Source organism: Paenisporosarcina sp. P4_B8 (assembly GCF_056402175.1).
Genome location: NZ_JBFUHX010000002.1, coordinates 1 through 12263 on the forward strand (window position 1 = coordinate 1; position 12263 = coordinate 12263).

Below are 12263 nucleotides of genomic sequence, written 5' to 3' on the forward strand. Positions count from 1 at the left end.
ATATTATTACAGGGTTATTATCAATATTTTTGGCTATGTATTTTATCCATAATGATGGTTGGTTTAATCCAGTAGGTAGAGATGTAGCCGTTATATTTGTGGCAGTTGTTGTTTTAATATGGCAATTAATAATAAGGGTAGATTCAAGGACAATATTGATAAAAAAGGAATAAGTGCTTTACTACAATAAGGAGTGAAGCCTTTTTTATTATTGAACTAACGGGGCAGTTTAGTTAAATAAGGACAAACCCCCTTTATTAGAGAATTTATAAAAATATAGGGTGGTTCAATCAAGTAACAAAAATGGTGGAGGTATATTATGGATAAATGGAAAACTTCAAAATCAGAATATATACATAAAAGTCCATTTGGGAATATAAGAAAAGATAAATGCGAGCTTCCAAATGGAATTGTGATTGACGATTATTATGTAAACGAATATTCTGATTGGGTAAATGCAGTAGTTATAACAAAAGAAAACCAAATTGTTCTTGTTAAACAGTATCGTTACGCAGGAAAAGACTTTTTCTTCGAAGTTCCTGCTGGAAAAAAAGAGGGAAATGAAACACACGAGGAAGGGTTAATTAGAGAGATAAGGGAAGAAACAGGCTTTATTTCCTTGAGAAAACCTATTCTTTTGGGAGAATTCATGGTTAATCCAGCCACACAAAATAACAAAGTGATTACATTTCTCATGCTCGATGCCTTTAAAGAATTTGAACAAGACTTGGATGATACAGAAGAGATAAATATTAAATTGATTGATTTTGAGGATATGGGAAATTTAATTAGGACAAAACAGATAAACACACAACTTTTTACAGCCCATGCTTATTTAATGGCTAAAGTGTTCCTTACGGAAAAACAATTGAAGAATTAATATTCCTTCTTGAACTAACGGGTGCTTTAGTTGAATAAGAAAAAAGAAAAAAGCTAACGTCTGAGAAAAGACGTTAGCTTTCGGTATTTACAGGTATGCTCCGCAGGGTATCGTTTAACGCAAATAACCCACCATTCTTGTAACGCTCAAAACCCTTAATATATAAAGGTTTTAGGCGTTTTTTGTTTAGGTGTTAAGGTTATAGAAAGAAGGATTAACGCATTTTTCGAACCATTCAGGAGGACCTACTGTTGTATCTGGATCAATGGCAAGATGAACAAACCAACTATCAGCTGCAGCCCATGCCAGTGTTTACATTTGGAAGTATTTCCACTACATCTCCTGGATGTAATTCTTGAGCAGGTGTTCCTTTTTCCTAATACCAGCCTCTTCCGCCAGTAACCAAAAGAATCTGTCCACTCGGATGTGCATGCCAATTGTTCGTTAGGTTTGGATTAGATATTGGCTTTAATACAGCATGCCTTTCATTTTAATAAATACTCTGTGATGATATCTCTAAGTCCGCCCAAAGTGGGCTTTTCTTAATAGAATAGTTGGAAATAAAGCATATTTGTTAGAATATGGTTCTATCTTTTCCGTTTTTGATTACACTAAATGTATATAAGAAAGAGTGAGTGGAGGTGAAGTGGATTTGGCGAAAAAATGGGGAATTAATGCTCTTTTCTTATTTGGGGTATATGCTTTCCTGATGTATGTTTATATCTTCCATAGTGGCAGTGGGGGTATACCTGCAACTTTGAAAGGAACTGTTGCAGATCCGCACGTTTTTATGTCGGATCGAGAATTGTACCTTAGTGAGGAGTATTCAAGAATAAAGAATTTTCTCTTTTTTGTATCAATCCCATTTGAATGGCTTGTCTATTTATTTATACTGATTACTGGACTTTCACAAGCGTTTGAAAGATGGATTCCTTTGCAAAAAAAATGGGCAATTTTGCAAAATGCAGTATATGTATTTTTACTGTCTGTTCTTACGTTTATTGTTTTATTTCCTTTAGACTATTACAGATATTCCTTAAGTAAAAAATATGGGATTAGTACCCAGGGTTTCAATTCTTGGATGCGTGATAATGTCATTGATTTTTGGGTTAACTTAGGAACGACTGTAGTGATTGTAACGGTTCTTTATTGGCTTATAAATAAAAGCACAAAGAGATGGTGGTTCAATGCCTGGTTACTAATGATTCCTTTCTCCATTTTCCTCATGTTTATTCAACCGGTAATGATCGACCCCTTATATAATGATTTTTATCCACTAACAAATAAAGAATTAGAGACGAAAATTCTCACCTTGGCTGAGCAAGCAAATATTCCAACAGAACATGTGTATGAAGTTAACATGGCGGAAAAGACAAATGCTCTTAATGCCTATGTTACGGGTATTGGGAATAATTCAAGAATAGTATTATGGGATACGACTTTAAACCGCTTATCAGAAGATGAAATTCTCTTCATTATGGCTCATGAGATGGGGCATTATGTGGAGAAACATATATACTTCGGAATCGCTCGTTATATCCTAATGATGCTTGTCGGGCTCTGGTTAACCGCTAAAATAATGCCTTGGGTTATCCATCGCTTTGGACGTGTATTAAAAATTAAACGAGTAAACGCTATTCATTCTTTGCCATTATTTTTACTTATTACATCTTTTCTATTATTCGTTTCAAGTCCAATTTCAAATTATATTTCTAGATATCAGGAAACAAGAGCTGATCAGTATGCAATAGAACTAATGGACGACCCGGAGGCAGCTGTCAAAACTTTTCAAGAACTTACGAAGTCTGGATTAAATGAAGTGAATCCTCCACTACTCGTAAAATGGTTCCGATATTCACATCCGACAATGCTAGAAAGAATAAATAAAGTTGCAAATGAAAATGAATCAAAAGAGTGAGGGGCAAAATAGTATTATTGTAAATTTAATCGTTCTTCAACTAACGGGGAGCTGCAGTCGGTGCAGGTACAGGCAGACTAGCTGGAGCATTAATTGGGATGGGCATTCCGGAAGATGAGGCAGATCAATACGAACGGGATGTTAAAGATGGAAAGCTGCTCGCATTGTTAGATCCGAATGCCAGAAAAACGGATTCATTCGTTAACAATGAATTACACATAACTTCAGGTACTACTAGACATTAAGTACAATAAATTCACAAAAAACAAGGTCAATCCTTTCTGAGGATTGGCCTTGTTTTTATGAGCTAAGGAAAGTATAAACATTCTTAGCTCATTTTATAGATACCTGATTGCCTTATACTATTTCACTTTTCTCTTTCATCAAGAGAAGGAAACGCGGTTGAAATGATGTATTTAACAGAAAATCCAGTTCAATTAAGTGGAGAAAAGAATGAAAAAGAAATTAACTATTGACCCCCATTTATAAAAGGAATACAAGAAACAATTTCTTGGATGAAGAAAAGGGCATGAATGTATCTAACTGTATTTCGTTACAATTTTTTTGAAAGTATGTATAAAAGTCAAGTTAGTTGCTAATAATATAAGCAAATGACCCAATTTCTTCATTATTGAATTAATAGTTTTATTAATAGATTTGTCCTTAAACTTATCAAATAGTAGATACAGTATATAAAATAAAATATGTAATAGGGTTATTTCTTGCGTTGCTATATGAAAGAGAAAAGAAGAAGGGAGGAAATAACTCTTATGAAAACGTTTATAAACAAATTTGCAGAAGCGATTGGCATAGGTATCCTTTTACTATTATTTAATCCTGAGTTAATGGTGGTAGGATCTAGTATTAGAGAGAATGCATATGAGACGATTGTAGTTAGCCTATTAGTAATAATAATCGTTTTGATTTTAAGAAAACCCAGATCACGAGCATAATGATTGAAAAAAATAAAAGTCGTCAATTCTGAGCGAACTATACCAAACTTAATTGTAGGGTTAATTAATATGGAATGTTTCGGATGAAATTAAGGGAGAAGATGAATGTGAATGACATTATTCCTATTAGCTTCTTCAACTAACTGGTACCCTTAGTTGAATAACTGGCTGCCTTTACAGGGCAGCTTTTTCTTATGGAGAAATGAAATTGATTACTTTATAATCCGGATGTAATGTCAACCTACTGTGAATGAAAGGTTTATGGTCTTTAATGTTTAATAATAGATCATTTACAAATCTATAACATCTAAGATGTATTTTATTAACAATACAGCTTTAATATATATATTAGTGGGGATAGCTTGAGTGGCTATCATGGTATTTGGCGAAGGAGGAGCCAATACCTTTTTATTTTTCGTTTTATTTTTTTGTTCGTTTCTTTCGTTACTAATAAAATTGGGTGGTCAATTATAAATTTAGGGGGGCTTACAATGTTAACGTTGTCTGAAAATAATAATGAAGTGCTACCAATGACCCTAAATATTAAAGAAATTGACAAGCAATATATCATTAAGCAAAAAATTTTTGAAGCATTAAATTTTTCAGTATACATAGTTACGTGTAAACAAGAAGGTACATTCTATGAACTCCTATTAATTAAAGATTTCAATTCAGAAGGACCATCAGCACATATTTGGCACAAAAAGCTTTGTAAGAACTCAACTATTATAGAGATTGCAAAAGAAGTTGCTGAAGCTATCCAATCTGGATTCATTAAAAACGAATCCTCTCTTGTGTAGGTTTGTAATAAAGTTTGATCAAAAGCATGCTACAAAAATTGATTTTTCAACAGAAGAAACCCAAACATTTTGAAAAAAGTTTGGTCAAAATGCTTGGGTTGTTTGTTGCTAGTGAATAATTTTTTATAAAAAAGTTTGATCATTTTCTACCTGTGTTTGCTCAACAATCGCGACCTATAATGGAATAACGAAATTACTTTATTAATTTTCAACGGAAACCCTCTTCATTAATCGCTTTAATTTATTTTCTGTATCTGTTTCCTCTACTGGTGTATAGATACTGCACCGTAAATCCATATCACCTTGAACTTGGAGAGAAGTTAAATTAAACAACATTTTGCCTGCTTTAGCATGTCTGAATTCAATTATCATTTCTGGAGCCTTACTCACTTGACTTTCTAGCCATAAATCTTGGAATTCTGGATGTGAATGACTCATTTCTTTAATAAATTGGTTGTACCATTCATCGCCTAAATAGTGTCCATAATAGGTACGGAAAATGGCAAGAAAACCTTTCGCAAAATGTTCCCAATTGACGGCCAATGCTTTGAATTCTTTTCTGGTGAACACTAAACGAATCAAATTTCTTTGATCATTCGGTATTTGTTCAAAATCTAAAAAAACATGAGCAGCTGCAGGATTCCAGCCCACAATATGGCAATGTCGATCCGTAATGATAGTCGGACAATATGTTAATTCAGCTAGTATTCGTTTTAAAGAAGGGCTTAGCTCTGATTGATCCTTTTTTGGATGTGTAATTTCCGATTTTGCTTCTAATGCCAGGTCATATAAGTAGTCTCTTTCATCATTATTTAATTGCAAAGCTGTAGAAATACAATCAAATACGATTGAAGAAACTTTTATATCTCTTCCCTGCTCTAGCCATGTATACCAAGTGGTACTTACACCTGCTAGTTGTGCAACCTCTTCTCTTCGTAACCCAGGTGTCCTCCTCCGGGTTCCGACAGGCAAACCAATTGACTCTGGCTTAATTTGAGCACGCTTAGCTTTTAAGAATGTCGACAAAGCTTCAAGCCTAGTTTTATCATTCATTTTTAAAACTCCTCATCATACCAATTTAACCTAGTGGTAATTATACCAGGATAAACAATCACTTGTAATAGGATAAAGTGACTGTAAAATACAAGTATATTATTGATTTGGAGTGATGAACAGTGGAAAGAGTTGTGATTACAGGTATGGGAGTAGTCTCTCCTATAGGAAACAACCTCAAGACATTTTGGAACAATCTAATTAACGGAGAGTCTGGTATATCCCTTATTGATACATTTGATGTTACTAATCATAAGGCAAAAATTGCAGGTGTCATACGAGATTTTGATGCAGATGAAATTTTTGGAAAGAATGAAGCAAGACGTTTAGATCGCTTTTCTCAATTTTCTTTGGCTGCAGCCGAACAAGCTTGGACAGACTCTGAGTTGGACCTCAAACGTATAGACGGAGAAAGGTTAGGCGTATACGTAGGTTCAGGTATAGGGGGACTTGAAACCTTAATTGAAAATATTGATGCGCTTAGACAGAAGGGACCAAGAAGAGTCAGCCCAACTCTAGTACCTGCCATGATTTCTAATGCTGCTGCTGCACAAATTAGTATCAAATGGAACGCCATGGGACCTTCTATGTCTCCTGTTTCCGCATGTGCAATTGGAAATACAGCTATCGGAGAAGCCTTTAGACTAATCCGTTCTGGAGAAGTTGACGTTATGTTTGCAGGTGGAACAGAGGCAGCTATAACAGACTTATCAATAGCAAGCTTTGGTAATGCTACAGCATTATCAACAAGAAACGACGATCCAACTAAAGCTAGTCGTCCATTTGATGAAAATCGAGATGGATTTGTCATGTCAGAAGGAGCTGGAATTCTAATCTTAGAATCCTTATCTCATGCTTTACGTAGAGAGGCAAAGATTTATGCAGAAGTAATTGGATATGGTGCAAGTTCAGATGCACACCATATGGTAGCTACACACCCAGAAGGTAGAGGGGCCTATCTTGCAATGAGATCAGCTTTAAAAAATGCCAATATATCTCCTGAGGAAATTGATGTTATTAGTGCCCATGCAACAAGTACAAAAGTGGGGGACATCTCTGAAACGATGGCTATTAAGCAGCTATTTGGAAAGCTAGCTTATCAGATTCCAATAACAGCTAATAAATCTATGCTTGGTCATATGTTAGGGGCAGCTGGTGGAGTTGAAGCAATTGCTTTAGCAATGAGCATAAAGGAAGAGATAGTTCCTCCAACAATTAACTTAGAAAATCCGGATCCATTATGTGATTTAGATTATGTACCGTCTGTTGCTCGACAAGTGAAAATAAATATGGGGCTATCTAACTCATTTGGTTTTGGAGGTCATAATGCGGCTATTGTTTTAAAAAAATACGAGTGAATAAACTTTCTCTCGTAAATCTAACCGTTTCCTCTAGAAACGGTTAGATTTATTCAATTAAATGGCTCTTTAGTTGAGTAACTTTATTGCTACTCAATAGCTCCTTAATCCGCGCTTTCCGTTCAGATCTTCTTTTCACTTTTCACTATAAAAACACCATGACTTTATTTAAAAACAGCATTTGTGTAGTAGCCTGGTTTTGCGCTACATGGATGGCTAACTGCTTAGTTTAAGCTGCCTGTACACGGAGCTTTTTCTTAATGGTAATGAAGTTAATGACTTCACTATAGTTGCATTTGATAGTTAATGCAGATTGATTCCATTATGTAGAACGAAAGGGCAACCCCTTTCAAATAAAACAATTACCGCCTAACATTCACTTAAAAAAGGAGTGCCGATAACTCCGGCACTCCTTTCATTAGGGTCAATTTAATGAGTATTCTATCAAACTATAAAACAGTCAAGTGAAAGTGGATGTAGAGATTACTCTGCTGCATTTGGATCCAATGTTTCCAGCTGTGTTGCCCACCGCTCAATATTAGCTGCCGGGTTCGTTCCTTCGGCAGGATAGTCGGTGATGTGGTACCAGCTGATTGTCCGTTTTTCACCTGCTGCTACACTTGCATCAAAGGAGGCACCGAAAATATAACCGAAGGCACTGATCCCAGTTGGTTTGTCTTTGACCCAGGCAATCCCATGTGCCGGGCTGTTTATAGCGGTTTTAGGCCCGTCATACACATAATTCCCCGTCCATCCGGAAGTCTTGAAGCCGGGATTAACGTTTGCAAAACCTGGAACTATTGCCGTGTCATCAGAACTGTCTGGATCGAGTAAATATTGGAAGTATCCTTTGAAATCTTTTGTTCCGGTATTTTCTAATTCCAAGGTTAGCATGGCCACCGGTGCATCCGGAAGCAATTGGTAAGTGACTGACGTCTTGATTGACGGATTAATTTGTGCTTCTCCTGAAGCCTTTACCGCGTTTCCTACAGTCTTAATTTCAGCAAGAGAGAGCCATTCTCCAGAACGGTTCCATGGAACTTTCGGATCATTCATTGTAGGTGAAAGGATTAACTCGCTCCAATCCAAGGTTTCCATGGCATTATCATCCTGTAGGGCAAGATCACCTAGCCACCCTGGCTGGAAAGTACCTGCCTGATTATTGGCAGCCACTTGTGTAGAGATGGTCGCCTCTACCTTGTTATTGATGATGTAATGGTACGGGTTGCCTATTGTTGCGTCTAAGCGGGTGCTTCCTGCATGAAAATCTGGAGCTTCCTGAGATTCTCCTGCAATCGGCTTGGTGATAGCGTTTAGCTTTAGTTCCTTCGTTTCATTTTTCCCCTCTACCATCGTGACAGAAAGAGAAGTGTCTGAATGAAACCCTCTTCGTTTTGTAGAAAGAGTATATTTGCCTGGCTTTAATCCGATTAGGTATTGGCCATCAGCATTGGCTACTGAAGTCTGGCGGTTCCCCGCGGTATCGGTCACTACAACGGTCGCACCGGCTACCGGTTTTCCGGTATCAGCATCCGTCACCTTACCGGTTACTCGCGGCCATCTTTGGGCAGATTTTCCTCCAGGTGTGTATGCATAAAGGTTTCCATCATGAGCACCAACAACAAGCGTATTTCCTGAAATCGCAGGGGAAGATGCCACCCAAGCTCCAATTTCATGATGCCATAATGGCTGTCCTGTTATTCGGTCAAGCGCATAAAGCTTTCCGTCGTTGGAACCGATAAAGATGGTTTCTCCACTAACGGCTGCTGATGAAATGATTCCGCCATCCGTACGATATTTCCATTTTAAGGAACCTGTGCCCGCGTCTATTGCAGCAACGTTTCCGTCAGGGAATCCCATGTAGACGACTCCATCCGCTACAGCAGGGGAGGAACCAGTTGCCTGACCATGAATGTAGGATTTATCGGAGCTCTTATAGCGCCATAGCTCGTTGCCTGTAGAGGCGTCAAGTGAGACGATTAACCCGCCCTGGTACCCCATAAACACACGGCCATCTGAGATGGAAGGCATGGAGTGCATCCAGCCGCCTGCTGGTTTTTTGCGCCAGATTTCCTTGCCTGTAGCAGCGTCAAGAGAGATCAGCCAGCCGCCGTCTGCACCAACAAATACCTTGCCATCTTGTACTACAGGTGTGGATTCAACGATCCAGCCGCCTGCTAAAGGAGCATTCCATAATTGTTCGCCGGTTTTGGCATCAAGCGCCATGATTGCACCACCGCTGCCTGTGCTGTATGCCTGGTATAGGACTCCATCGGCTACTGTTGGAGAATAATACATCCAGGATCTCTGTACTTGATCCTTGCCAACGGATTTTTCCCAAATCCTTTCCCCGGTTTTTGCATTCATCGCATAAAGTGTGCCGCGAATCGAATTCGCGTAAACGACTCCGTCTGCTACTGCTGGGGATGCTTGGACCTGGGCATCTGCTTTTACTGCCCATTTCTTTAGGCCGGTTTCCAGGTCAACCGCATGGATTGCATTTTGGTCCGTGCCATTTTCATCACGTGTTCCGATATAAACCATTCCATTTGCAATGGCAGGGGAGGAGGTAAGAATCGTACCTGGTGTCCGGTAGGTCCAACCTAATCGCATACCCGCTTCGAGTGTATCTTTTGCCTCTCCGGTATGCTGGGAATTGCCGTGGAACATCGTCCAGTCAGAACCGCCCTTAGGTGAGATACGCTTAGAGTCTACGATGTTGAACGTGTTGTTTTTAACCCAAACCTTTCCTGCATCGTCGGTTACCCTAACTTCTATGGCATGCTTGCCTATTGATGCTTCTTTAGCATTCCATTGGTTAAACCAGGCCATTCCGCTGCTTTGTTTCAGTTTTTTCCATGAGCCGCCATCTACTCTGTATTCCACTTTAGAGACATTGCTTGACGTATTATAGGCATTTACCAATATGTCCACTTTGCCCTTTGGAACATCGCTTCCGGCCGCTGGATGGACAATCGCTGCGCTTTGTTTAACGTCATACATCTTATACTTTGCATTCTTTTGGTCGCCCTGGAAAGAAACCATCCGGAATCCGTTCGGTGACTGATCGATCGTATAAGCACTTGAAACAGTCGTTACATGGTTAGCACCTGGAATCGTATCTTGTGCCACATCGTTAACATGGGTATGTCCAACCATCACCAGTCGTGTCTGATACTGGCTAAGAAGTTCAATAAACTTCTTCGTGTTATCAGGTGACGGGGTTTCCGGTGTATTCAAAGGCTTATGGACGAATACTACTACTTCTTTGTCTTTTGCATTTTGGGCGAGATCCTGTTTTAACCATTCCAATTGGTCAGTTTCATTGAAGCCCAATGTATTTTCCAATGTGACAAAATGCCTGTTGCCATAATCGAATGAATACCACTCAGGTCCGAGATACTTGCGGTAACGGTCCACTCTTGTTTGATAGCTAGAACCTGGGGCAAAGTCATGGTTTCCGACAGCTGGGTAGACAGGAACAGTAGATGTAGCTGTGCTCGCTGTATAATCCTGATATTCTGCATCGGTCGCCCGGTTGGTCAAGTCGCCACTAACGGCGATAAAGGCCGGGTTTCCTGTCGATTCGTTAATTTGCGCTAGCTGTGATGTGAATCGTTCACGGTTATTATTTGACCCTGCTTCCACGTGAACATCGGCCACGTTGGCAAAGGAAAAGTTAGGATTATTGCTTTCAGGCTTAAGTAGCAGTCCGAAGTTTTGTTCTCGTGTTTCACCTGCCTCGAGGTTGCCAAGTTGCTTATAGAACTGGGGTGTTTTGTTTTCGTCTGTTGGGACGCTATACCCGCTAGGAACGGTCACAAAGACAATATCTGACTCGCGTCTTTCAATGTTTGCTGTCAGTGAATACTTTCCTGAATCATCGGTCACGGAAATGCTCTTCCCATCTGAGACAGACACATTTGGAATTCCCTGTTCGTTGTTATCGCGGACTCCATTTTCATTTTTGTCTGCGAATACTATTCCTGTAACAGTAGCATTAGGATTATCTGCGACAACCGGTTTGACGACAGCCGCCAAAGCAAGGCTACACATCACGGCTACGGTAATCGGTTTAAGTTTTTCCTTCACCGTTCTCCCTTTTTCATTTAAAGGCTTCATTCTTCTTCCTCCTATTAATCTCGTATTTTTAACACCCTTAAGCTACTCTTTTTAAACCACCTCCTATAAGAAAAGGAAAGAAATTCAGCATTAGGCTAGAAATCGCTCAAAATACCAGAATAATCCCATTCCAAAAATACCAGCGGTTGCCGATCCGTAGACGACAGTTGACCATTTGAATCGGCGGATATAAAGAAGAATGGGAAATAGCAGAATGATGATCAGTGCTTGTCCTACTTCAACACCAACGTTAAAAGATAAAATGGACAAAAGCGAACGCCAGGTTACATCATTTGACAGCTGTAATGCACCGGCAAATCCCACCCCATGGATCAGTCCGAAGCCAAATACGACGGCAAAACGGAGCTTCGTAGAGAATCCGAAGAAATGTTCCAGGGCGACGAATGCAATACTTAACGCAATGAGAGGCTCTATAATCTCGGAAGGGAGATTGATTAGCTTTAAGGCAGTGAGACCTAGTGTAATACTGTGGGCCAAAGTAAACACAGTAATAATTTTGAGAATATCTGAAAATTGGCGCGTACCAAGTAAAAGAGCGATCACAAACAGGATATGGTCATACCCGATCATAATATGGTGGAATCCGAGTTGAATAAACCGGATGATTTGGCCGATGATGGTTTCCTTGCCGATTTGCAGTTCCCGTTCACCCCCATGAAAAACAAATTGTCCTTTTGCTTTATCCAAGTTATAGGTTGCGATGTTCCTGTGCATGGGGTCATTATCGTCAAAAAAGACGCTGTACTGAATTTGGATCGATTTCTCTTTGGCAAAGCGGGGGAACTCAAGCATGATTTTGGCATAATCTCGGTTCGTTCTTTTTACAACCTCTGTTGCCTTTATCATTCCTTCTGATTTAGCTCCATCCGTGAATAGCTGAAAATGGGAGGCCAGGTATTCCGTTACAGCATCCTGTTTATCTTCCAATGCCTTTGTCAATTGGTCCTTAGAGGAGCCTGGATTAACCTCGAAATCTATCAACCTTCCAAGCTCAAAGTAGTCGATATAAAGCTCTACATTCAGCGTGTCTCGATCCAGCGTGATGTTTGAATATCCCTCGCTGTTATCTGTGTGAGCTGAAGCGTTAACAGGACACAACGTTATCGTAATAATGAATAAGAGCATCATATTCCATAAAACGAACTTTCTCACCTCTAC

The 12263-nt window shown here is 39.3% G+C and carries 8 protein-coding genes; 5 read left to right on the forward strand and 3 right to left on the reverse strand.

Going from position 1 to position 12263, the window contains the following annotated elements; all coding sequences use genetic code 11:
- Nucleotides 1-319: 319 nt before the first annotated feature.
- The 4 genes from AC1DSK_RS02075 (at nucleotide 320) to AC1DSK_RS02090 (ending at nucleotide 4551) form a co-directional block, all read left to right on the forward strand.
- Nucleotides 320-880 (forward strand): NUDIX hydrolase, encoded by a 561-nt coding sequence (locus tag AC1DSK_RS02075; RefSeq protein ID WP_477548577.1) that lies wholly within the window; start codon nucleotides 320-322, stop codon nucleotides 878-880.
- A 652-nt stretch (nucleotides 881-1532) separates the two neighbouring features.
- Entirely contained in the window at nucleotides 1533-2798 is a 1266-nt protein-coding gene (locus AC1DSK_RS02080) for a M48 family metallopeptidase (RefSeq protein WP_477548578.1), read from the forward strand.
- Between the two features lie 98 nt (nucleotides 2799-2896).
- Nucleotides 2897-3043 carry a hypothetical protein gene (locus AC1DSK_RS02085; protein WP_477548579.1) on the forward strand — a complete coding sequence of 49 codons (147 nt, stop codon included), beginning with the start codon at nucleotides 2897-2899 and terminating at the stop codon, nucleotides 3041-3043.
- 1199 nt (nucleotides 3044-4242) lie between these two features.
- A complete protein-coding gene (locus AC1DSK_RS02090) occupies nucleotides 4243-4551 on the forward strand; it encodes a hypothetical protein (RefSeq protein WP_477548581.1) in 309 nt (102 codons plus the stop codon).
- Nucleotides 4552-4752: 201 nt separating this feature from the next.
- Here AC1DSK_RS02090 and AC1DSK_RS02095 read toward each other — a convergent pair whose 3' ends face one another.
- The gene (locus AC1DSK_RS02095) at nucleotides 4753-5604 is read right to left on the reverse strand and encodes a helix-turn-helix transcriptional regulator (RefSeq protein WP_477548582.1); all 852 of its coding nucleotides are present in this window, start codon (nucleotides 5602-5604) and stop codon (nucleotides 4753-4755) included.
- A 122-nt stretch (nucleotides 5605-5726) separates the two neighbouring features.
- On the opposite strand from AC1DSK_RS02095, the gene fabF reads away from it, so the two are divergent.
- On the forward strand, nucleotides 5727-6962 hold the full coding sequence (fabF, locus tag AC1DSK_RS02100; RefSeq protein WP_477548583.1) for a beta-ketoacyl-ACP synthase II: 1236 nt from the start codon (nucleotides 5727-5729) through the stop codon (nucleotides 6960-6962).
- Between the two features lie 483 nt (nucleotides 6963-7445).
- Here fabF and AC1DSK_RS02105 read toward each other — a convergent pair whose 3' ends face one another.
- Both AC1DSK_RS02105 and AC1DSK_RS02110 read right to left on the reverse strand, forming a co-directional pair.
- The gene (locus AC1DSK_RS02105; RefSeq protein ID WP_477548584.1) at nucleotides 7446-11084 is read right to left on the reverse strand and encodes an outer membrane protein assembly factor BamB family protein; all 3639 of its coding nucleotides are present in this window, start codon (nucleotides 11082-11084) and stop codon (nucleotides 7446-7448) included.
- A 90-nt stretch (nucleotides 11085-11174) separates the two neighbouring features.
- A complete protein-coding gene (locus AC1DSK_RS02110) occupies nucleotides 11175-12257 on the reverse strand; it encodes a HupE/UreJ family protein (RefSeq protein ID WP_477548585.1) in 1083 nt (360 codons plus the stop codon).
- Between the last annotated feature and the right edge of the window lie 6 nt (nucleotides 12258-12263).